General features: G+C 71.5%; 17 protein-coding genes and 1 tRNA gene. 6 read left to right on the top strand and 12 right to left on the bottom strand.

Going from position 1 to position 21,121, the window contains the following annotated elements; genetic code table 11:
- Positions 1 to 15: 15 nt before the first annotated feature.
- The 7 genes from ACFWFI_RS24560 to ACFWFI_RS24590 all read right to left on the bottom strand — a co-directional run bounded on the left by ACFWFI_RS24560 (position 16) and on the right by ACFWFI_RS24590 (position 8,633).
- Positions 16 to 681, bottom strand: a complete 666-nt coding sequence (locus tag ACFWFI_RS24560) for a fascin domain-containing protein (RefSeq protein ID WP_387394076.1) — start codon at positions 679 to 681, stop codon at positions 16 to 18.
- A 483-nt stretch (positions 682 to 1,164) separates the two neighbouring features.
- Positions 1,165 to 3,057, bottom strand: coding sequence for a DUF2264 domain-containing protein (locus ACFWFI_RS24565; RefSeq protein ID WP_387394044.1), 1,893 nt, complete (start codon positions 3,055 to 3,057; stop codon positions 1,165 to 1,167).
- Positions 3,054 to 4,082: a hydroxyacid dehydrogenase gene (locus ACFWFI_RS24570; RefSeq protein ID WP_387394046.1), complete on the bottom strand. Its 1,029-nt coding sequence runs from the start codon at positions 4,080 to 4,082 to the stop codon at positions 3,054 to 3,056. The genes ACFWFI_RS24565 and ACFWFI_RS24570 overlap by 4 nt, the downstream gene beginning before the upstream one ends.
- Before the next feature lie 37 nt (positions 4,083 to 4,119).
- Positions 4,120 to 4,995: a carbohydrate ABC transporter permease gene (locus ACFWFI_RS24575; RefSeq protein WP_387394048.1), complete on the bottom strand. Its 876-nt coding sequence runs from the start codon at positions 4,993 to 4,995 to the stop codon at positions 4,120 to 4,122.
- Positions 4,992 to 5,993 (bottom strand): carbohydrate ABC transporter permease, encoded by a 1,002-nt coding sequence (locus tag ACFWFI_RS24580; protein ID WP_387394050.1) that lies wholly within the window; start codon positions 5,991 to 5,993, stop codon positions 4,992 to 4,994. Before ACFWFI_RS24580 ends, ACFWFI_RS24575 begins: the two co-directional genes overlap by 4 nt.
- Before the next feature lie 48 nt (positions 5,994 to 6,041).
- The gene (locus ACFWFI_RS24585) at positions 6,042 to 7,409 is read right to left on the bottom strand and encodes an ABC transporter substrate-binding protein (RefSeq protein ID WP_387394052.1); all 1,368 of its coding nucleotides are present in this window, start codon (positions 7,407 to 7,409) and stop codon (positions 6,042 to 6,044) included.
- 102 nt (positions 7,410 to 7,511) lie between these two features.
- Entirely contained in the window at positions 7,512 to 8,633 is a 1,122-nt protein-coding gene (locus ACFWFI_RS24590; protein ID WP_387394054.1) for a substrate-binding domain-containing protein, read from the bottom strand.
- Positions 8,634 to 8,779: 146 nt separating this feature from the next.
- Between ACFWFI_RS24590 and ACFWFI_RS24595 the strand changes: the two genes are divergently transcribed.
- Positions 8,780 to 9,547 carry a sulfite exporter TauE/SafE family protein gene (locus ACFWFI_RS24595; protein WP_387394056.1) on the top strand — a complete coding sequence of 256 codons (768 nt, stop codon included), beginning with the start codon at positions 8,780 to 8,782 and terminating at the stop codon, positions 9,545 to 9,547.
- A 22-nt stretch (positions 9,548 to 9,569) separates the two neighbouring features.
- Here the strand turns inward: ACFWFI_RS24595 and ACFWFI_RS24600 are convergent, their stop codons facing one another.
- Positions 9,570 to 11,099 (bottom strand): amino acid permease, encoded by a 1,530-nt coding sequence (locus ACFWFI_RS24600; RefSeq protein WP_387394058.1) that lies wholly within the window; start codon positions 11,097 to 11,099, stop codon positions 9,570 to 9,572.
- Between the two features lie 68 nt (positions 11,100 to 11,167).
- A complete protein-coding gene (locus ACFWFI_RS24605) occupies positions 11,168 to 12,175 on the bottom strand; it encodes a hypothetical protein (RefSeq protein ID WP_387394060.1) in 1,008 nt (335 codons plus the stop codon).
- 374 nt (positions 12,176 to 12,549) lie between these two features.
- Here ACFWFI_RS24605 and ACFWFI_RS24610 point away from each other — a divergent pair, with 374 nt between their 5' ends.
- The 3 genes from ACFWFI_RS24610 to ACFWFI_RS24620 are packed head-to-tail and all read left to right on the top strand — an operon-like array spanning position 12,550 to position 16,669.
- Complete coding sequence (locus tag ACFWFI_RS24610; protein ID WP_387394062.1) at positions 12,550 to 13,983, top strand: FGGY family carbohydrate kinase; 1,434 nt, start codon at positions 12,550 to 12,552, stop codon at positions 13,981 to 13,983.
- Positions 13,980 to 15,401: an FAD-dependent oxidoreductase gene (locus ACFWFI_RS24615; protein WP_387394064.1), complete on the top strand. Its 1,422-nt coding sequence runs from the start codon at positions 13,980 to 13,982 to the stop codon at positions 15,399 to 15,401. The genes ACFWFI_RS24610 and ACFWFI_RS24615 overlap by 4 nt, the downstream gene beginning before the upstream one ends.
- Positions 15,398 to 16,669, top strand: coding sequence for an FAD-dependent oxidoreductase (locus ACFWFI_RS24620; RefSeq protein WP_387394066.1), 1,272 nt, complete (start codon positions 15,398 to 15,400; stop codon positions 16,667 to 16,669). The genes ACFWFI_RS24615 and ACFWFI_RS24620 overlap by 4 nt, the downstream gene beginning before the upstream one ends.
- 12 nt (positions 16,670 to 16,681) lie before the next feature.
- On the opposite strand, the gene ACFWFI_RS24625 is transcribed toward ACFWFI_RS24620, so the two are convergent.
- The 3 genes from ACFWFI_RS24625 to ACFWFI_RS24635 all read right to left on the bottom strand — a co-directional run bounded on the left by ACFWFI_RS24625 (position 16,682) and on the right by ACFWFI_RS24635 (position 18,186).
- Positions 16,682 to 17,041 (bottom strand): hypothetical protein, encoded by a 360-nt coding sequence (locus ACFWFI_RS24625; RefSeq protein WP_387394068.1) that lies wholly within the window; start codon positions 17,039 to 17,041, stop codon positions 16,682 to 16,684.
- A 63-nt stretch (positions 17,042 to 17,104) separates the two neighbouring features.
- On the bottom strand, positions 17,105 to 17,527 hold the full coding sequence (locus ACFWFI_RS24630; RefSeq protein WP_387394070.1) for a DUF350 domain-containing protein: 423 nt from the start codon (positions 17,525 to 17,527) through the stop codon (positions 17,105 to 17,107).
- Positions 17,528 to 17,631: 104 nt separating this feature from the next.
- Positions 17,632 to 18,186, bottom strand: coding sequence for a DUF309 domain-containing protein (locus tag ACFWFI_RS24635; protein ID WP_387394072.1), 555 nt, complete (start codon positions 18,184 to 18,186; stop codon positions 17,632 to 17,634).
- Positions 18,187 to 18,293: 107 nt separating this feature from the next.
- Here ACFWFI_RS24635 and ACFWFI_RS24640 point away from each other — a divergent pair, with 107 nt between their 5' ends.
- Both ACFWFI_RS24640 and ACFWFI_RS24645 read left to right on the top strand, forming a co-directional pair.
- Positions 18,294 to 20,951 carry an ATP-binding protein gene (locus tag ACFWFI_RS24640; protein ID WP_387394074.1) on the top strand — a complete coding sequence of 886 codons (2,658 nt, stop codon included), beginning with the start codon at positions 18,294 to 18,296 and terminating at the stop codon, positions 20,949 to 20,951.
- Between the two features lie 49 nt (positions 20,952 to 21,000).
- Positions 21,001 to 21,074: transfer RNA gene (locus ACFWFI_RS24645), tRNA-Pro, on the top strand.
- Positions 21,075 to 21,121: the final 47 nt, after the last annotated feature.

Here is a 21,121-nt window from a genome sequence, read left to right on the forward strand (position 1 = left end):
GGGACAGCCCTCAGGTCAGACGCCGAGGTCGTAGATGACGAACTCCTCCCAGGCTCCGGTGATGTCTGTGGAGCGTGCGCGCAGCGCGTACTGGAGCGATCCGGTGTAGCTGTTCTCCATGGCGACGAAGAGCCCGTTCAGCGTGGACTGGAGCGCATAGCGGTCCAGGACCTCGTTGTAGTACAGGACGAACCGCTCCCAGCCGCCCACACTCGTGGAACGGGCACGCAGCACGTTCTGCGCGCTGCCGGTGTAGTTCTTCTCGACCGCCACGTAGCGGTTGTTCGCCAGCGACTTCATGGCGAACGTCGCGGAGGTGTCGTCCCACTCGAAGGCGAAGCCCTCCCACGAGCCGCCGACTTCGAGGGAGCGGGCCCGCAGCGCACCGGTGTTCGGAGCGGCGTAGTTCACCTCGGTGGCGACGAACTGCGCGTTGCGGGCCGACTGCAGGGCCACGAGTTCGGTTTCCGCGGCTGCGGTGGAGACTCCCTCACCGGCGGCGAACGGGGCCTGCCGCGTGTCCGTGCCCTCGGCGATGCGCGCCAGCTCGGCGCCGTCCACCGCCGTCCATCCGCTGGGTACGGCGACCGGTCCGTCTGCCCGCGGTGCGGCTCCGGCCGGGGACGCGGCCAGCGCGGAGGCCGCGACGATGGCACTCAGGGACAGAAAAACGGACGTGATGCGTCGCACAGGTCTTCCTCACTTGTCGTCAAAAGGAATTCCGGGGCCTGAGGAAATATCCGCGACGGATTCCGGTCGGCTCGTCGGGTGATCCGCCGAATGAACAGCTGGTTCCGACAGGCGCGCACCGTCAACCCGAAAGCCGCGCATGGCGAGACCGTTCCTGAATTTCCCACACCCCCGGAAACTGCGGCCCACGCCCCTCCCTGGGCGTTTCGGCAGTTGCTGCGCCACTCGGCGAAGCGGCCTCAGCGTAACTGTGTGGCGTGAGTTTCGGAAAGGAATTGAGGGGGTTCTGCGAGGAATCGACAACAGTCGCACTGCATTACCGATTCCGCAGTTCTCTGTTAATGCGCCCGACGCATTCTGTTTCCGTCGCGACCGCTCGACGGGCCTTCTGCGGGCGAAGCGGACAAGACAAGGCAGTCGGCGGCAACCTCGAAAGGCTGCCGCCGACTGCCGTCGAATCCCCGGCTCAGGCCGTCAGAGTCCGTGGGCGACCTCCAGCGGCGCGAAGGCGATGCGGGTCGTCGAACCGTCGTCGGCCCAGCGCACCGCGACCGACTCCCCGTTGACGTCCACCCCACTCACCGCCGAGGCGAGAGGGCCGGCGTCCGGCTCGGCGGTGAGCGAGGCGAGTGCCACCAGTACGTCGGTTCCCTCCACGTCGGCACCCAGCCGGGGCAGCACCGCCCACCGGGTGAACGCAGTGCCCTGAGGGGCCCGTACGTCCTCCTGGTCCGCCCAGCCGTGCAGTCCGTGCAGCGCGGAACGCGCCGGGCCCTCGGGGGCCGTCGCCCAGCCCGTCTGCTCCGCCCGCGCCCCGGCGGGTGCGCCCAGGATCCGGTGGACCCGCAGTTCGTACCGCCCCCGGACGACGGTCACGCTCTCCACCCGCAGACCCGGCCAGGTCGGCGGGCCGTCCGGGAAGACAGGGCAGTGCCAGGACGCTGCCCAGCCCCAGCCCTCGCCGTGGCCCGCGCCCAGCGGGTGGATGCGGACACGGCTGCTGCGGGAGCCGGCGATCCGTAGCGAGAGATGGTTGTCCGCCGTGTTCGCGGACGCCGTGGGACCGGTGGCCGTGGAATACGCGAGGCGGGCGTAGAGCGGGTCGGAGATGTCCGCGGTCTCGGCCTCGTGCGGCCGGACATGGTCGCTGCCGTGGTTGTGCAGCCGCACGATGCCGTCCGCCCGCGTCGACTGCACCAGCAGTCCCGGCGACGGAAGCGACAGCACCCGGTCCGGGCCCTCGCTCGGTGCGGGCTCCTCGTCCTCCGTCCACAGCGGGTGCTCCGCCGGCGCGAGCAGGGCGACGAAGGCCTTCGACGCCCAGTACGGAGAGGACGGACCGGAGTACACCTGGAGCGTCGCGTCGTGCGGACCGTGCCAGCCCAGGCTCAGCAGACCGTCGTCCCCGGCCGAACCGCGCTCCAGGAAGTACCGCAGCGAGCCGCTGATCAGCCGGCGCGAGACCCCCGGAGCCAACGGGGTGTGCCCGGACACCGCACCCATCCCGACCGCCGCGCCCGCCGCGAAGCGGTAGCTGAGGGAGCGCCCGAAGTGCAGCGGAGCGCCGTCCGCACCGAACATCAGCGAGAAACTCTCCAGATGCTCGGTCAGCCGCGCGCCGTAGTGCGCGGACAGCTCCGCGTCACCCGACAGATATGCGTCCAGTACGGGATACAGGTGCAGCGCCCAGCCGTTGTAGTGGTCGAAGGCGCGCCCGTCCCCGTCTGCGTACCAGCCCTCGCCGCGGTACCAGACCTCCAGCAGGTCGAGCGCCCGCTGCCGGGCCCGGGCCGTTTCCGCGTCGCCCCGGCCGACCGACTCGAGGAACCCGGCGACGGAGAAGGGGAAGAGGTACCAGTTGTTGGGCGCCGGCGTGTGCCGCAGGGCGCCGCGCAGCCACTCCTCGGCCCGGTCCTGCGTGGCGGCGTCGAGCCGGTCCCACAGCCAGGGCCGGGTCAGCCGCAGCCCGATCGCCACCGAGGCCGACTCCACCATCGGCTGGCCGAACACGGTGTGGTCCAGGATCAACGGCCAGGACTCGGCGTCGTCCCGTCCGGCCGTGCGGGTACCTGCGGTGAGCCCGTCGGCGTACCGCTCGAGCCAGTTGTGCGGGTCCTTGCCCTCCGCGCCGGCGACCCGGAAGGCGGCGGTGAGGAACGTACGGGCGTAGCCCTCCAGGCCGTCGGACCTGACCCCGGAGCGCGAGGGACGGCCCGGCAGGTCGAGGAGGGCCCGGCCGGGGGTCGCCCACTTCCAGGCGGCGTCCAGCAGTCCGTCCGCCGTTGCCTCCCAGTGGGCCCTGGTGTAGCCGGTGTACGGGCTCGTCGTGCGGTCCTCGGAGGGGAGTTGAAAGGGGGTGGAGGTCATGCGAGGAATGCCAGCCTTTCGCGTCGTACGGGATGTGCGAAGCCTTCGCCCGCTGCCCAGCGGGCGACCTCGCCGACGGCCAGATCGGCCAGCCGCCGCAGTTCGTTGCCCTGGGACCCCGCGAGATGAGGGGTGATGATCGCGTTGTCGCAGTCCCACAGCGGATGGTCCGCAGGCAGCGGGTCGGGGTCGGTGACGTCGAGCACCGCCCGGATGCGGTCCGTCCGCAGTACGTCGGTGAGGGCGTCCTGGTCGACGACCGCGCCCCGTGAGGTGTTGATCAGGACGGCGTCGGGCCGCATCGAGGCGAGGAGTCCGCGGCTGACCAGCCCCGTGGTCGCGGGCAGCAGCGGTGTGTGGACACTGACCACGTCGCTCTCCTCGAAGAGCTCGGCCAGGGTGACGGGGCGGACGCCGAGCCCGGCGGCCTCCTCGTCCGTGACGTACGGGTCGTGGAGCAGTATCCGCAGGTCGTAGGGGCGCAACAGCTCGATGACCCGTCGGCCGATCAGGGAGGCGGACAGAATGCCCACCGTGCGGCGGTAGTTGCCCACGTCGGGCGGGGTGGCGAGCCAGGCGTCGCGCATGCGGGTGGCCCGGAAGTCGCGGGCCCGCTCCAGGACCCGCTTGCCGGACAGCAGGATCATCGCCAGGGTGTACTCCGCGACGGGCAGCGCGTTGGCCGCCGCGGCCGACGACACCTCGATGCCCCTGTCCCAGCAGGCGTCGGTGACATGGCCGCGTACCGTGCCCGCCGTGTGCACGACGGCCCGCAGCGCGGGTGCGGCGTCCAGGACCCCCGCGTGGATCGGCGGGCAGCCCCAGCCGGTGATCAGGACTTCCGTGTCCGCGAGTACGGCCCGGGCCTCACCGGTCGTGAAGTCGTCGATCGCGGGCACGGGTGCGAGGGCGCACACCCCGGCCAGCGCCGCCAGGGAGTCGGGGGAGAGCACCGCGGCTGCGGCGTCCGCTCCCATGGCGAGCGCGGCGCGCGGCCGGCGGTGGGCGGGGGGAGTGCTGGGCATGGTTCTCCTGTGCGGTGGTCCGGGCGGGGCGGCACGGTTACTTGACGGCACCCGCCGTCAGTCCGGACCGCCAGAAGCGCTGGAGCAGGGCGAAGGCGAGGATCAGGGGCAGCACCGCGAGCAGTGAGCCCATGATGACGACGGGGTAGTACTCGGGGGACACGGACGCGGCGCTGTTCCAGGAGTACAGGCCGAGGCTGACCGGATACAGGTCCTGGTCGGAGAGCATCACCATGGGCAGGAAGAAGTTGTTCCAGATGGCCGTGAGCTGGAAGAGGAAGACGGTGACCAACCCCGGCCCCAGCATGCGGAGCGCCACCCGGAAGTAGGCGGCCAGTTCGCCCGCGCCGTCCATCCGCGCGGCCTCCAGCACCTCGTCGGGCACGTACCCCTGGCTGAAGATCCGGCCGAGGTAGACCCCGAACGGATTGAACAGGACGGGGATGAAGACCGCCCAGAAGGTGTTCACGAGACCGGTGGAGGAGGCCATCAGGTAGAGCGGCAGGGCGAGCACCGTCTGCGGCACCATGACGGCGGCCAGCACCATGCCGAACAGCTTCTCCTTGTGGGCGAAGCGGTACTTGTCGAAGGCGTAGCCGCACGCGACGCTGATCAGGGCGCCGAGCGCCGCGCCGAGTACCGCGTACAGCAGGCTGTTTCCGTACCACCGTCCGTACAGCCCGCCGTCCATGGCGAACAGGTCCTTCATGTTCTGCACGAAGGAGAAGTCGGTCAGCGACAGGAAGTCGCTGCTGAACAGCGCGTCCCTGTTCTTGGCGGAGGCGAGCACCAGCCACAGCACCGGCAGCAGGGTGTACAGCACCGAAACGAAGACCACGAGGTTGACGACTGAGCGTCCGAGGAGCCGGGGCCGCAGGGGCGAGGCGGTGCGGGATACGGTCGACGCGCTCATCGGGCGCCCTCCTCGGCAGCGTTGGCGCGGTTGGTCCAGCGGGTGACGCCGTAGGAGAGGGCGATCGTGCACAGGAGCAGGATGACCGAGGCGGCTGCCGCGAGACCGTAGTTGTTGCGGGTGAAGGCGGCGTCGTAGATGTACATGCTGGGCGAGAAGCGCGAGTTGATCATCGGGGTCGACTGGCTCAGCAGCATCGGTTCGGTGAAGAGCTGGAGCGCGAAGATGAGGGTGAACATCGCGACCATCACGATCGAGGACCTCACCAGCGGGGCCTTGACCTGGAGGGCCGTGCGGACGGGGCCCGCGCCGTCGACTACCGACGCCTCGATCACCTCGCGGGGGACCGCCTGCAGGGCGGCGTAGAACACGACCATGTTGTAGCCGAGGTTGCTCCACAGCGCGATGTTCACGATGGACGGGAGCACCGTGTGCACCCCGAGGAAGTCGATGGTGATGTCGGCCCTGCCGAGCAGGTCGATGACCGGGCTGATGCCTGGGGTGTACAGATACAGCCAGATCAGGGCCGCGATGATGCCCGGCACGGCGTGCGGCAGGAACAGTGCGAGCTGGACGGTGCCCCGCAGGCGGACCACGCCCGAGTCCAGCAGCAGTGCCAGCACCAGGGCACCGATCACCATCAGCGGGATGTAGACCACGCAGTACAGGGCGACGATGCCGAGGCCGCCGAGGAACGTCGGGTCGGCAAGCACGGCGGTGTAGTTGCGGAGACCGGCGAAGACCGTCCGCTCGGGGCCGAAGCCGAGCCCGGGCTGGTCGTCGCTGAAGAAGCTCAGGTAGACGGCGGTGGCGACCGGGATCAGGAAGACGGTCACCAGAAGGACGAAGAAGGGTGTCATCAGGACGCCGCAGGCGCCGAGTTCACGCCGCCGGGCGGACCTGCGGGCCATTGGTGCCGGCGCGGCGGCGGCCGGCCTCTTCGGTGACGGCCGAGCGGTGGCGTCCGCCGGTACGGACACGGGGGCGGTACTGGTCATGGGTGTCACCTGCCTCTCTGCTGCTGGGAACGGGATGCGGAACGCCGGTCAGGTGGAGCGCCGGGTGGTGGAGAGGCCGAGTGCCTTGAGGTCCGGCATGGTGCCCTCCTGCGCCGACCGCACCGCCCCGAGGATGGAACCCTGGCCTCCGCTGGCCCGCGCCAGTCCGTCCTTCATGATCTTGCCGGTGGCCGTCATCCGGGGGCCCCAGGTCCAGCCCGGGCGGATCTTGTGCGCCTCCTGCTCGAAGAGGGTGTAGATGTCCTGGCCGCCGTAGTAGGCGCGGTCGAAGGCCTTGCGGCCCACATCGACGAGCCCGGGCGCGGCGGGGTACTGGCTGCTCGCGCCGCTGGAGAGCCGGGCGCGCAGCGCGTCCGGATGCGAGACCTGCCACTCGATGAACTCCATCGCGGCCTCCGGGTGCGCACTGTCCTTGGTGACCGCGAAGGTCGAGCCGCCATGGGTCCCGACACCCGGGTCGGCAGGATCCCACTGGGGGAGCGGCGCGATGGCCCACCTGCCCTTCTGAGCCGGGCGGGCCTTCATCTGCGCGCCGGCGTCCCACGCGCCGCTGAGCCTGCTGAGCACCAGACCGTCGCCGATCTGGACATCGCTCTGCCGGCTCTCCACGGCGTTCATGAAGACCAGGTCCTGGTCCGTCAGCCGCTGCCAGAAGGCGGACACACGACGGGTGGGGGCATCGGCGAGCGAGACGTTCCAGGCGCCGCCCGCCGTGTCGAACCACTGGGCCCCGGCCTGCCAGGCGAACGCGGCGAGATGGGTGTCACCGTCCGTCGGGAAGAGCGCCATCCGACGGTCGCCGCTCCTGCCGCGCACGGTCCTCGCCGCGTCCTCGAAGTCCTCCCAGGTGCGCGGCGCGGTCAGCCCGTACCGCTCGAAGAGATCGGTGCGGTAGTGCAGCACCATCGGCTCTATGTCGAGCGGGACGCTGAACACCCGCTTCTCGAAGGTGGTCAGTCCCAGGGCCTGCGGCAGCAGTTTCGCGCGCAGCCCTTCGCCGACCAGATCCGTGATGTCGCGGCAGACACCGTCGATGGCGAAGCCCGGGACCTGGGGGTATTCCAGAGTGGCGACGTCCGGGGCGTTTCCGGCCCGTGCGGCGCTGCTGAGCTTGGCGTAGCCGCCCTGGGCCCCGGAGGGGACCTGCTGGTAATCGACCTCGATGGTGTCGTGCCCGCGGTTGAACGCGTCCACGACCTCCTGACTGCCCCGCAGGGCGGACCAGAAGGTGATCCGCGTCTTCCTGCCGGTCCTGCTGCTTACGGTCCTGCCGGTACTGCTCGTACCGCCCGATCGTGTGTCTCCGCCACCGCCTCCGCAGGCGCTGAGTGCGCCTGTCAGAGGCAGTGCGGCGATCGTGGCGAGCACGGATCGACGGCTCTGTCGACCAGGCATGTGCGCCTCCCGCGGCTCCTGATTCGAGACACGGGGAATACTGATCGGCTGATCGATAGTGGTCAATAGATCGATCAAAAGAAGCTTGAAGTGTTCAAACGATCAGTCTGTCGGTCGGGACAACTCACCGGTCGATCCGCGCACTTCGAGCCGGGGGAGCAGCTCCGTCCTGCGCGCAGGACCGGTGGTGCCGGCGGGGTGGCCCAGTCGGTACAGGAGCAGCTCGGCCGCGGCCCGGCCGATCTCGGCCCTCGGCGGTGCCACCGCGGTGAGGGCCGTGCTGCCCAGGGCCGCGACGACATCGTCGTACGCCACCACGGAGCAGTCCCTCGGCACCCGGATCCCGCTCTCCGCCAGTCGCTGGACCAGCATCAGCGCGTCCTCGTCGCCGTGCAGGACGGCCCCGGTCACGCCCCGCTCCCGCAGCAGCGCCGCGAGGTCGGGGACCTCCTCCCGCGAGCCCGGCTCGCCCGGGCCGGCGTTCGGGGAGCTGAGCACCACCGACCAGTCCTCCACCTCCGGCCGCGCGGACGCGATCTCGGCGAACGCGGCCCGTATGGACCGCGCCGTCGGGCTGTCGTTCCTGGCGGCCAGGACGAGCCGCCGGTGGCCGAGCGAGACCAGATGGTCCACGGCCAGGTGGATCCCGTACCAGTGGTCGGAGCACACCGTGTCCACGGCGTGCAGCGCGCTGCCGGGACGAGGCCGCCGCTCCATCAGGACCGTCGGCACCCCCACCTCGGCGAGCCAGCCGTAGTCCGCCTCCTCGCCGGCGGCGCTGCGCCACCGGGGGGCGATCAGGAGGCCGCGCACTCCGGCTGCCAGCGCCCGTTCCACCTGCGGACGTTCGGCCCCCGCCATCTGCGGGGCGATGTGCAGGGCGATCCGTGCCCCGGCCTCCTCCAGGGCCGTCCTGGCGCCGTGCAGGGTCTCGTAGAGGTACGAATGCCGCTCCGGTACCACCAGGGCGATCGCGGCCCCCTCCCCGGCCGGTTCACCGCTCCGCGCGGCCGGCACGGCCGTCGTCGGCCCGGCGTCCCCCATCGGCCGGACCACGCCGTGACCACGCCGCAGCATCCCCGTCCTGGCCAGCTCCTCCACGTCCCGTCGGAGCGTCACCGCCGAGACGTCCAACTCGTCGGCGAGCGAACTCACCTTGACGGCGCCGCGCGCGTGCACCACCGCGAGAATGCGCTTGCGCCTCAGCTCAACCGGCTCCCGCATGCTGGCCCCCTTGCCTACCGCTGTGCGATGTTCGTTTGAACGTTTCCGTGAGCGATCGCAGCATAGCGAGGGTCCCGCACTCCAGGCGGTCAGAGGATGGAATGATGATCCGCCGAAGAGAAGATGTGTCTACCATCTGATCCGGAATGGACACCATCACACTCTGGCAACTGGCCGCACTCGCGGCGGCATCCATGCTCGTCGGCTTCTCGAAGACGGCGGTCAGCGGTGCCAACACGATCAGCCTCGCGGTCTTCGCGGCCGTCCTCCCGGCCCGCGAATCGACCGGGGTGCTGCTCCCGATCCTGATCGCGGGCGACATCATCGCCGTGCTGGTCTACCGGCGTCACGCCCACTGGCCGACCCTGCTGCGGCTGTTCCCCGCCGTCGCCGTGGGCGTGGTGGCGGGCACCGTCTTCATGGTGTGGGCCGACGACGATGCCGTACGCACCTCGATCGGCGCGATCCTGCTCTTCATGGCCGGAGTCACCATCTGGCGTCGGCGTGCCCGGCCCGAGCCGGCAGCGGAACAGGACGACGAGGACGGTCCGACGCGTGGCGGGCGGCTCAAGGCGCGCTCGTACGGAGTGCTCGGCGGATTCACCACCATGGTCGCCAACGCGGGCGGCCCCGTGATGTCGCTCTATCTGCTCTCGGCGGGCTTCCGGAAGCTGGGCTTCCTCGGGACGTCGGCGTGGTTCTTCCTGATCGTCAACACCTCGAAGGTGCCCTTCAGCGTGGGACTCGGCCTCATCGACGCGCGGTCGCTGCTGCTGGACGCCGCGCTCGTGCTCTTCGTCATCCCCGGTGCGTACCTGGGACGCGCCTGCGTCGGCCGGATCAACCAGAAGCTCTTCGACCGGATCGTGATCGGAGCCACCGTCCTGGGCGGCCTCCAGCTGCTGTTGCGCTGAAGACCGCCCGGGGGACGGACGGTCAGACGATGCCCTCGGCGATCTCCGCCTGCTCACGGGCGTTACCGTACGCGGCGGGAGTGCTGTACGAGCGGCGCGCGACGAACCACCACACGGTGGCCAGGACCAGCACGGCGACCAGGGCGATCGACGCGTAGTTCATGGAGTCGATGGTCACCGGCGAGGACTGCGGCAGCAGGAACAGCACGGTCACGATGGCGACCCACACCACGGCGATCCAGCCGATCGGCTTCGACCAGCGGCCGAGGTGCCAGGGGCCGCGCTCGAAGCGGTCCCCGGCGCGCAGCTTCAGATAGATCGGGATGGCGTACGCGGGCGTGATCCCGATGACGTTGATGGCCGTGACCGCTCCGTACGCGGTCGCGGAGTACAGCGACGGCACCGCCAGGAAAGCGGCGACACCGACCGAGAGCCACACGGCGGGCACCGGGGTCTGGGTGCGCGCGCTCACCTTGCGCCACAGCGCGGAGCCCGGCAGGGCGTTGTCACGGCTGAAGGCGAAGACCATCCGGCTCGCGGCCGCGACCTCGGCGTTGCCGCAGAACAGCTGAGCCGCGATGACGATCAGCAGCATGGCGGTGGCGCCCGTCGTGCCCAGCGCGTCGATCAGGATCTGGGCGGGCGGGACCCCGGTGGCACTGTTCTGGGTGCCCGCGTAGTCCTGGATGGCGAACGTCAGTCCGGCCAGCAGGAAGAAACCGGCGATCCACGAGACCCAGATCGCCCGGACGATGCCCTTGGCCGCCGTCACCGACGCGTTGGACGTCTCCTCGGACAGGTGGGCGGAGGCGTCGTAGCCGCAGAAGGTGTACTGCGCCAGCAGCAGACCGATCGCCGCCACATAGATCGGGTTCTCCCAGCCGGTGTCGTTGACGAACTCGGTGAAGACGAACGACGGCGACTGGTGGTTCGAGGGCACGATCGCCAGCACCGTCACGATCACGGCCACACCGGCCAGATGCCACCAGACACTGATCGAGTTGAGCACGCTGACCAGGCGCACTCCGAAGAGGTTCAGCACGGCGTGCAGCAGCAGGATGCAGAGGAAGATCACCATCGTGGAGCCGGGGGTGGGATCGAACCCCCACTGCAGATTGAGCAGGGCGCCCGTGAACAGCGCGGCCCCGTAGTCGATTCCGGCGATCGCGCCCAGCAGCCCGAGCAGGTTCAGCCAACCGGTGTACCAGCCCCACTTGCGGCCACCGAGCCGGTCGGCCATGTAGTAGAGGGCCCCCGACGTCGGGTACGCGCTGGTGACCTCGGCCAGGGCCATGCCCACACAGAGCACGAACAGGCCGACACCGGCCCAGCCCCAGAGCATCACGGAGGGGCCGCCGGTCGACATGCCGAAGCCGTACAGCGTCATGCAGCCGGAGAGGATCGAGATGACGGAGAAACTGATCGCGAAGTTTCCGAAGCCGCCCATACGGCGGGCCAGTACGGGCTGATAGCCCAGCTCGCGCAGCCGCTGTTCTTCGTCCTTCTGCGGCGCGGGCTCCGTGCTCGACGGGGTCGAGGCGGATATGGACATGGAGACGACCTCCAGGTGGGGGATGGGGGGACGGGAAAGTACGTGGGGTGGTGCCGCGCACCGGCCGGTCAGCCGTGCGGTTCCCTCCCGGGCTCGTGCTCGGCGGTCACACAGCGGCCCCGGGCCCGGAGGAACACGTCCTCGGCGCCGGCCGGATCCTGCGGGGTGCGGGTGCGATGGGCCCAGGGCACCGACGTGTAGTACGGGCCCATGGCCCGGAACACCGGTGCGGCGTCGGCGAACCGGAGCGAACCCCACAGCGCGTGGGCCAGATGGTTGAGATCGAGCAGGGACCGGGCGGCCGGGTCGGCGGCCGCGAACCAGACACGCAGGGCCCGCCGGGCGTCCCGCTCGCCGTCCTCGGTGACCCAGTGCAGGTCAAGTGCCCGCTCGTTGCCGTGCTCGCGACGGTAGCGCTCCACCCGGACGTAGAGCGGCAGCACATGGAGCGCCGAGCCCTCCGGAGCGGAAGAGGCCGCCCACTGGACGAAGTTGACCGCCTCGGAGAGCGTGCCGCTCGCCTGCCGCGCGTAGACGAACTGCAGCATCCGGTGGTAGGCCTCGCGATTGAACGGATCGCGCTTGTCGGCCTCGGCCAGCAGCCCCCACGGGCCGGGAAACAGCATCGGGCCCGGCGGCAGCAGCCGGTGCTCCTCCAGGCGCTGTCCCTCGTCGAGCTGGGACAGTGCGAGGAGGCAGACCCATGGCACCGGGTCCGCGGGCGAGGCGTGCGCGGCGGAGCGGCACCCCTCCCACGCCTCCTGCCACAACTCCTGTGCGCCGGGGCGTTTCTCCCTGTGGGCCCGGACTGCCCGCTCGACGGTCACCCGGGCGTGCATCACCGTCGCCGCCACACTCCTCGGCTCCTCGGCGAGCCAGGCGTGCACGGTGTCGGAGCCCGCCGCCACGGCCCCGAGGACCTGGGTCCGCTGGGTCCACAGCGCCCAGTCCGGTGTGCTCTCCAGTAGATTCCGCATGGCGAGCCATCGGCCGGTACGAAGGTCCTGTAACGCCACACGCAACGCGTGATCGTGCCCCGCGGGGTGATAGACCGGCCGGAAATCACCGGTAGCCATATACGCGCCCCGCCCCTGAACACGCGGTGGGGGCGGGGCGGTGAGCCGGGCACAGCGGCACGGCGCAGGTTCTTCTCGTCATGAATCCTCATGGAACGTGGGGGGTTGGGCTGTTCGGTCGTGAACCGCCGTTGGTCATCGTCCGGTTGTCCACTCGGCGGGAAGTGTAGAGCGCTCGGCACCCGCCTTCCGGTGACTCCGCGGATCTTACTCAAGTAGCGGCCTGTCACCGGACGTTGATGCCTGCCCGCGGCTCCGGACAGGATGTTCTGGAGAGGGTTGACGCAGGGCGTGGTCTGCACGACTGTGGGCGGAGGGAGCAGATGATCACGATTCCGCCCGGGTCCGGGCGGTCCGCACGGCTGGAGCGTCGATTGACAGAGCCGGTACTAGCCATCGACCAGGGGACCTCCGGAACCAAGGCACTGGTGATCTGTCCCGAGCGGGGGGTGATCGGTTCCGGTTCCGCGCCCGTGCGCCCGCGCTACGGCGCGGGAGGCCTCGTGGAGGCCGATCCCGCCGAGCTGATCGGGTCGGTCATCGACGCCGGCAGACAGGCGGTGGCGGACGCCGCCGAACCCGTGGCGGCCGTCGGCCTGGCCAACCAGGGCGAGACGGTGCTGGCCTGGGACCCGGCGACCGGACGGCCGCTCACCGACGCCGTGGTCTGGCAGGACCGGCGCGCGGAAGGGATCTGCGGCGAACTCTCGGCACACGGGGACGAGCTGAAGCGGCTGACCGGGCTGCCGCTCGACCCGTACTTCGCCGCGCCCAAGATGGCGTGGATACGCCGCGAGCTGACCCGGGAAGGGGTCGTGACCACCAGCGACTCCTGGCTGGTCCACCAGCTGACCGGAGCCTTCGTCACCGATGCCGCCACAGCTGGGCGCACCCAGCTGCTCGGCCTCCACGACGTCGGCTGGTCGCCCGCCGCCCTGGAGATCTTCGGTCTGTCCGACGAGCGGCTGCCCGCCGTCGTCGACTGCGCCGGACCGGTCGGCACCACCACCGCGTTCGGCGGAGAGGTCCCCCTGACCGGCCTCCTCGTCGACCAGCAGGCCGCGCTGCTGGCGCAGAACGCCCTGGAACCCGGCCAGGCCAAATGCACCTACGGCACCGGGGCGTTCCTCCTCGCCCAGACCGGCAGCCGGCCCAGCACCGGCTCCACCGGCCTGGTCAGCTGTGTCGCCTGGCGTCTCGGCGGGCGGACGGACTACTGCCTCGACGGTCAGGTCTACACGGCTGCTTCGGCAGTTCGCTGGCTCACCGACCTCGGGGTGATCTCCGGAGCGGCGGACCTCGACCCGGTGGGCGCCTCGGTCGGCGACACCGGCGGAGTCACCTTCGTCCCCGCGCTCGCCGGCCTCGCGGCCCCCTGGTGGCGCAGCGACCTGCGCGGGTCCGTGACCGGCCTCGGCCTCGACACCACCGCGGGCCACCTGGTCCGCGCCCTCTGCGAGGGCATCGCCGCACAGGTCGTCGCCCTGGCCGACGCCGTCGGGTCCGACCTGGGCGCCCCGCTGACCACGCTGCGGGTCGACGGCGGGCTGACCCGCTCCTCCTTGCTCATGCAGACCCAGGCGGACCTGTTGCAACGACCGGTCGAGGTCTCGGCGCTGCCCGATGCGACCGCGCTCGGCGCCGGTGTGGTGGCGAGGCTCGGGCTCGATCCGGGGCTGGCGCCGAGCCGGGCGACACCCGAGTGGCGGCCCTCCGCCGTGTACGAGCCACGGATCGGTCCCGAGGAGGCGTCGGAGCGCCTCGCGGGCTTCCGCGCCGCGGTGGACAACCTGCTGGAGCGCGCGTGACCGTCACCCTCACCACAGCCGGCCCCCTGCCCTCGGAGAAGGGCGAGAAGGGCACGTACGACGTCACCGTCGTCGGCGCCGGCGTCGTGGGAGCGGCCATCGCCCGCGAACTGGCCCGCTACCCGCTGCGCACCGCCCTGATCGACGCGGCCGACGACATCGGCAACGGCACGTCGAAGGCCAACACCGCGATCCTGCACACCGGCTTCGACGCCGTACCCGGATCGCTGGAGGCCCGCCTCGTACGCGAAGGGCGGGACCTCCTCGCCGACTACGCCGCCAACACCGGCATCCCGGTCGAGCGGGTCGGAGCCCTCCTCGTGGCCTGGGACGAGGACCAGCTCGCCGCGCTGCCCCGGCTGCGGGACAAGGCCGCACGCAACGGATACCACGCTTCCCGCATCATCGGCGCCGACGAGCTGCGGGCCCGCGAACCGCGTCTGGGGCCCGGCGCCCTCGGCGCGCTGGAGGTCCCCGACGAGAGCATCATCTGCCCCTGGACCACCCCGCTCGCCTTCGCCACCCAGGCGGTCCGGGCGGGCGTCCACCTGCACCTGAACTGCCGGGTGCAGGACATCGGCAGCGACGCCGACGGCCACACGCTCACCACCTCACGCGGCCCGCTGCGCACCCGCTACCTGGTCAACGCCGCCGGGCTGTACGCCGACGAGATCGACAGCCTGCTCGGTCACGACGTGTTCACGGTGACCCCGCGCCGAGGGCAGCTCATCGTCTTCGACAAGCTCGCCCGCGAGCTCGTCGGACACATCCTGCTGCCGGTCCCCGGCCCGGCAGGCAAGGGCGTCCTGGTCGCGCCGACCGTGTTCGGTAACGTCCTCCTCGGCCCCACCGCCGAGGAGCTCGACGACAAGACCGCCACCGGGTCCACCGCCGACGGCCTGCAGCTGCTCCGCGAGAAGGGCCGCCGGATCGTGCCCGAGCTCCTCGACGAGGAGATCACCGCCGTCTACGCGGGCCTGCGCGCCGCCACCGGGCAGGAGGACTACCGCATCCAGGAGTACCCCGGCCTGCGCTACGTCGCCGTGGGCGGCATCCGATCCACCGGTCTCACCGCGTCCATGGCGATCGGCCGCCATGTGATGGGACTGCTCTCCGCCACCGGCCTGGACCTCACCGCACCACGCGCACTTCCGCCCCTGACGATGCCCAGCCTCGGCGACGCCTTCCCCCGGCCCTACCGGAGTGCCGACCTGATCGCCGAGGATCCGGCGTACGGCACCCTCGTCTGCCACTGCGAACAGGTCAGCCTCGGCGAGATCCGGGACGCACTGGCCTCGACGATCCCGCCGCACTCCCTGGACGGCCTGCGGCGCCGCACCCGGGCCCGTGGAGGACGGTGCCAGGGCTTCTACTGCGGCGCCGCCGTCCGCGCCCTGTTCGAGGAGGAGCGACCGTGACGGGGAACGCACGCGAGGTGGACGTCCTGATCGTCGGCGCGGGCCCCGCGGGCCTCGCCGCCGGAGCCGAACTCGCCGCTGCGGGCGCGGGCCGGGTGGAGATCCTGGAACGCGAGCAGGAGGCGGGCGGGATCCCCCGCCACTGCCACCACGGCGGATTCGGCGGACGCCTCGCCCGGTCCGCGTACGCCTGGGCAGCGGCGACCGGATCCGGGTACGCACAGAAGGGGACGACCGGGCCCGCCTACGCCCGGCGGAGCGTGGCCGCGGCGGTGGCAGCGGGCGCCGCCCTGCGCACCGGAGTCACCGTCACCGGCTGGGCCGGTCCCCGCACCGTCGAGACCACCGGGCCGGCCGGACTCGAACGGATCACCGCCCAGGCCGTCGTCCTCGCCACCGGCGCCCGCGAACGGCCGCGCAGCGCCCGGCTGATCCCCGGCACCCGGCCTCCCGGCGTCTACACCACGGGGGAACTCCAGCAGGCCGTCCATCTGTACGGACAGCGGATCGGCACCAGGGCGGTCGTCGTCGGCGGCGAGCCCGTCGGTCACGCGGCCGCCGCCACCCTGCGCGCCGCCGGGGTCCACGTCGTCGCCATGGTCACCGACCAGCCGTCCCTGACGGCCCGGTTGCGGAGCCGGCACACCCCGCTGCTCACCGGCGCCACCGTCACAGGACTCACGGGCAGGACCCGGCTGTCCGGGGTCGCACTGCGCCACGACGACGGCCGCACCACCACGCTGCGCTGCGACACCGTCGTCCTGACCGGCGACTTCGTCCCCGACCACGAACTGGCCAGGCGCGGTGGGCTCCTCCTCGATCCCGGGACCCGAGGGCCCGCGTACGACGCCGCGTTCCGGACCTCGCGGCCGGGCGTCTTCGCCGTCGGGAACCTGCTGCACGCCGTCGAACGCGCGGGGTTCGCGGCGCAGGAGGGCCGGGCCGTGGCGGTGCCCGTACTGCACCGCCTGGCCGGTACCGAGGAAGCGGCGGGAGGCGGACGACAGCTGGTCGTCGACGCCCCCCTGCGGTGGATCGCCCCCAATGTGACGGGGCCGGACTGGGCACGACCGCAGGAGGACCGGTACGTGCTGCGCACCGCGCGGCGGCTGTACCGGCCGCTGCTCCTCGTGTCGCAGGACGGGCGCGAACTCCACCGGCAGCGACTGCTGTCGGCCGCCGTCCCCGGCAGACCGTTCCACCTGGCGGCGGACTGGGCCGACCGGGTCGATCCGGACGGCACGGCCGTGCGGATCACCGCCCTGTGACGGGACGGCGGATCAGGGAATGAGCAGCCAGTCCGCTCCGACGGCCGCCACCAGCCCGGCCCCCAGCAGCCAGCTGCCGAGCCGGGTCCGGCCGTTCCTGCTGAGCTCGATCACCACACCGCAGAGGATGAGCGCGAGGCCGTAGACCCCGACGACAAGGACCGAGGAACGACTCGCTATCCGCAGGGCCAGGACGACGGCCATCGCCGCCATGCCCACCGAGGAGAGAACGATCCGCAGCCGCCGCGCCTGACGTGGCGTGAGTCTCCGCTCCTGCGCGGCGGGCCCGGGTATCGCCGCAGGGCTCTCGCCCGGCTCGTGGTCCTGCTCCTGCTGTCGTTCCTGGTCCTGGTCCTGGTCAGAAGTGCTCATGACGCCGGATCGTAACGGCTGCGCACCGTGGTGTTCTCCCGGACCGTGGGATCACCCGGGAGATCAGGCGATCGACGCCGACACGATGGCGGACACCGCCAGATTGCAGGACGCCGTCACCCACACCGCCGGGTGCGGCTCCCGCTCGACCAGCGTGGCCCCCAGCTTTCCGGGCGTGACCAGGTCCACGACGAGGAAGGCCACGGCCATCATGATCAGACCCAGCAGCCCGAACGCGGCCGTCGAGGCGATTCCCTTGCCGAAGTCCTCGTACGTCGTCCAGATCGACGTGAACACGATGCCGCCGATGCCCAGCAGCGCCGAGCTGAGGAGCAGCGCCGCGTTGCGGTTGCGCTCCTCCCATATCTGGCGGCCGAGCTTGCCCGGCGTCAGGGCGTCGACCAGAAATATGCCGAGAACGAGCAGTACGACGCCGAGGGCCCCGTACGCGGTGGCACGGCCGAGGCCGTTGATGATGTCGGTCATCGGGGCGTCCGTCTCCTGAGCGAGTGGTCGAGGAATGGAACATGAAGTGACGGGCGTGATCAACACGCCGTCAGGAAGGAGCAAAACCTATCGCACTCAAGCGCTCACTCCCCGGCCCGGTCCCCCCGCAGCAATCGGGGTGCCTCCGCAGCCGCGTCCACAGCCGGAGTGGCCCCGGCGCCCCCTCCCGGACGTCCGGTGGATCCCTCCGCGGCCACGGGCCCGGAAGGATCCACCCGGCCCGCCAGCTCGCGCGCCCAGCCGATCAGCCCGTCCACACCGATCCCGTGCGGATCCGACGCCCGGAATCCCTCCACGGCGGCGGCGCCCCGCCTCAACAGCCGTGCGCCTCCCGGCGCGTTGCCCCGAGCGGCATGGGTCAGCCCCACCGCCATCTGCGCGAGGCCGCGCCACAGCTCACGCTCCGCGTCCGGCCCCGACTTCCAGGCGTCCTCGAACACCTCGTGCGCATGGAACGGCATGCCCGCGTCCAGCAGCCGCTGGGCCTCCCGCACCGATTCGTCGGGGGAGCGGACGACACCCTCGGGCTGCCGCTCCACCCCCGGAGTCCCGTACGGCAGGGGGCGCCCCAGCCCGTCCCGGGGGCGCGCGTTGCGCGCCCTCCCTTCCTCGTCACGGTCCCTGCGAGATTCGTCCACCCACCGATTGTGCCTCGCACCTGCGAAGAACCACGGGAACCCTGTCCTTGGGCACCCGCGCGCGGATAGGCTCGGTCCTCTCCGCAACCACCCTGGGAAGGGGAGGCATGAAGCCGTCCCGGCCGTTGTACGAGCGCGAACCGGAACTCGCCGCCGCCACACAGGCGTTGGACGCTCTGTGCGGCGGACAAGCAGCCGGCGGGCTGCTGGTCTTCAGCGGCGAGGCAGGAATCGGCAAGACCGCGCTGCTCGGAGAGATCCAGGCCATGGCCGCCGACCGCTGCACCATATGGTCCGCACGCGGCGGGGAGACCGTCACCTCGGTGCCGTTCCACGTCGTACGCCAACTGCTCCAGCCCGCGCTGGACCGGTTCCCCGCAGACGAGACCCGCGCCCTGTTCGGCGACTGGTTCGAGATCGCCGCGCCCGCTCTGGGCCTCGCCGATCCCAGCGGACCGCAGCCCGACCCCCAAGGTGTCAGGGACGGCCTCGACTACGTCGTTTCCCGGCTCGCCTCCCGCCTCAGCCATCGGCCGCTGCTCCTCATAGTGGACGACGCGCACTGGGCGGACGGTGAGTCCCTCGCCTGGCTCGCCGGCTTCACCGCCCGGCTGTCCGAACTGCCCGTGCTGGTCGTCCAGGCGCACCGCCCCCAGGAGCTCGCCGACCGCAACTCCGACTGGGCCATCGCCCGCGGCCCGGAGAGCGGCGGGACCGCGGGCCACCCCGCGCTGACCCGGGTGGCGTTGCGGGCGCTCACCCCCGATGCCACGGCCGAGCTGGTGCGCGCCGGCCTGGGTGACCACGCGGACGACCCCTTCTGCCGCGAGGTCTGGGCCGTCACCGGCGGCAACCCGTACGAAGCGGTCGAACTCGTCGCCAAGGCACAGGACCGCGAACTGGCACCGGTCGAGGAATCCGCAGGGCTCCTGCGCGAGCTCGGCGCGTCGGCCCGGGGCAGCGGACTCGTCGCCCGACTCGAACGCCTGGGCACCAACGCCAACCGCTTCGCCTGGGCCGCGGCCGTGCTCGGTACCGAGATCTCACAGGAACTGGCCGCGACGCTGGCCGGGATGAGCTCGGCGGAGGCCGCCGACTGCACGGCGCGGCTGCGGGACGCCCGCATCGTCAGCGGCTTCGACCCGCTGGAATTCGTCCACCCGCTCATCGCCACCGCCGTCTACCGCTCCATCCCGCCGGCGACCCGCACCGCCATGCACGGACGGGCGGCCTGGGCGATCACCCAGGCCGGGCTCGGGGCCGCGGCGGCCTCCCGCCATCTGCTGGAAGTGCACCCGGACGACGACCAGGAGCTGGTCGCGCAGCTCCGCGAGGCAGCACGGCAGCACCTCGCGGTCGGTGCCCCGCAAGCAGCCCGGCGCTGCCTCGAACGCGCCCTGGACGAGCCGCCCCGCCCGGGCGACCGCGCGGAGCTGCTGTACGAACTGGGCTGCGCCACGCTGCTCTCCTCGCCGGCCACCACGGTGCAGCACCTGCGCGCCGCGCTCGATACGCCGGGGCTCGACGAGACGCTCCGGATCGACGCCACCTTCCGGCTCGCCTCCGCCCTGTCCCACAACAACCAGCTCAAGGACGCGGCGCTCTCACTGGCGGCCGAGGCGTCCAGGACCGCTCCCGGCCCCGGCCTGATGCGCCTCCAGGCCGCGCACTTCCTGTGGGAGGGCATGCAGGCCGCAGAGGACGACGGACCCGCACGGTCGGCCCGCCTCGCCCGCAACGCGGACCACCTCAAGGGCCGCGACAACGCCGAGCGTGCCCTGCTCACCCTGCGGGCCTTCGACGCCATGCTCCGCGGCGAGAACGCCCAACAGGTCGTCGACTTCTGCGAACGGGCACTCGTCGACGGTCGGCCCGCTCGCGGGCTCGGCTGGACCGACACCGAATGGGGCTTCGAGCTCCCCGCGATGGTGGGCATCACCTACGCGTTCACCGACCAGCTCGACCGGGCCGAGGCGCTCTTCGGCGAGGCCGTGCGTGCCTTCGAGATCTCCGGCTGGAGCGGCGCGCACCTCGCGTTCGCGCACACCCTCCTGGGGCTCGTGCACCGCCGACGCGGCCGTCTCGCCGAGGCCGAGGGCTTCCTGCGCGAAGGGCTGCGCCTCGCCGACCGGGCCGGCAGCGGCCTGCCCGTCCACTGGGACGCCGCCTGTCTCCTCGTCGACACCCTGCTCGCCCGCGGCCGGACGGCGGAGGCACGGCTGGTCGCCGACCGGTACGACTTCGGCCCGCCCTATCCCAGCGCGATGGTCCTGCCGGACGCCCCGTGCGTACGCGGACGACTGCTGCTGGCCGAAGGCCGCACGGAGGAGGCCGTCGCCGAGCTCGAGTCGGCGGGAGCGGCTCTGGAGCCCCGGGCCCGCTTCAACGGCGTCTGGGCACCCTGGGCCGGGGACCTCGCCCGCGCCCTGGCCGACACCGACCCGGTCCGGGCCGCCCAGCTGGCCACCAGGGCGCGCGTCCACGCGGAACGCTTCGGCACGGACACGGCGATCGGTGAGGCCCTGCGCTGTGTGGCCCTCTTCGCGCCGGCGGAGGAGGCCACCCACCTGCTGGCCGAGTCCGTACGCCATCTGGAGACATCCTCCTCCGCCTACGAGCACGCCCTCGCCCGCTTCGAGTACGGCATCGCGATCCGCTCCCGCCGGGAGGTCGCCCGAGCCCAGAAGCTCGCCACCACCTGCGGCGCGGAGGGGCTGGCGACCCGCGCCCAGCAGGTGGGGGCGTCGATCCGGTCCTCGGAGTGAGGTAATGTTTGTCCTGCGCAGCCGCCCGGAACACCGGGAGGAAACGCATCGGGACGTGGCGCAGCTTGGTAGCGCACTTGACTGGGGGTCAAGGGGTCGCAGGTTCAAATCCTGTCGTCCCGACTCGTGAGAGTCGTGGATCGAGGGCCGGTGTCGGATAAATCCGACAC

The organism is Streptomyces sp. NPDC060209, from assembly GCF_042728155.1.
GTDB lineage: Bacteria > Actinomycetota > Actinomycetes > Streptomycetales > Streptomycetaceae > Streptomyces.

Coding starts and splice junctions, on each gene's coding strand:
- ACFWFI_RS24585 (WP_387394052.1), bottom strand. CDS start 7,409: ATGCCTGGTCGACAGAGCCGTCGATCCGTGCTCGCCACGATCGCCGCA.
- ACFWFI_RS24565 (WP_387394044.1), bottom strand. CDS start 3,057: ATGACCTCCACCCCCTTTCAACTCCCCTCCGAGGACCGCACGACGAGC.
- ACFWFI_RS24580 (WP_387394050.1), bottom strand. CDS start 5,993: ATGACCAGTACCGCCCCCGTGTCCGTACCGGCGGACGCCACCGCTCGG.
- ACFWFI_RS24595 (WP_387394056.1), top strand. CDS start 8,780: ATGGACACCATCACACTCTGGCAACTGGCCGCACTCGCGGCGGCATCC.
- ACFWFI_RS24600 (WP_387394058.1), bottom strand. CDS start 11,099: ATGTCCATATCCGCCTCGACCCCGTCGAGCACGGAGCCCGCGCCGCAG.
- ACFWFI_RS24640 (WP_387394074.1), top strand. CDS start 18,294: ATGAAGCCGTCCCGGCCGTTGTACGAGCGCGAACCGGAACTCGCCGCC.
- ACFWFI_RS24590 (WP_387394054.1), bottom strand. CDS start 8,633: ATGCGGGAGCCGGTTGAGCTGAGGCGCAAGCGCATTCTCGCGGTGGTG.
- ACFWFI_RS24570 (WP_387394046.1), bottom strand. CDS start 4,082: ATGCCCAGCACTCCCCCCGCCCACCGCCGGCCGCGCGCCGCGCTCGCC.
- ACFWFI_RS24575 (WP_387394048.1), bottom strand. CDS start 4,995: ATGAGCGCGTCGACCGTATCCCGCACCGCCTCGCCCCTGCGGCCCCGG.
- ACFWFI_RS24625 (WP_387394068.1), bottom strand. CDS start 17,041: ATGAGCACTTCTGACCAGGACCAGGACCAGGAACGACAGCAGGAGCAG.
- ACFWFI_RS24630 (WP_387394070.1), bottom strand. CDS start 17,527: ATGACCGACATCATCAACGGCCTCGGCCGTGCCACCGCGTACGGGGCC.
- ACFWFI_RS24605 (WP_387394060.1), bottom strand. CDS start 12,175: ATGGCTACCGGTGATTTCCGGCCGGTCTATCACCCCGCGGGGCACGAT.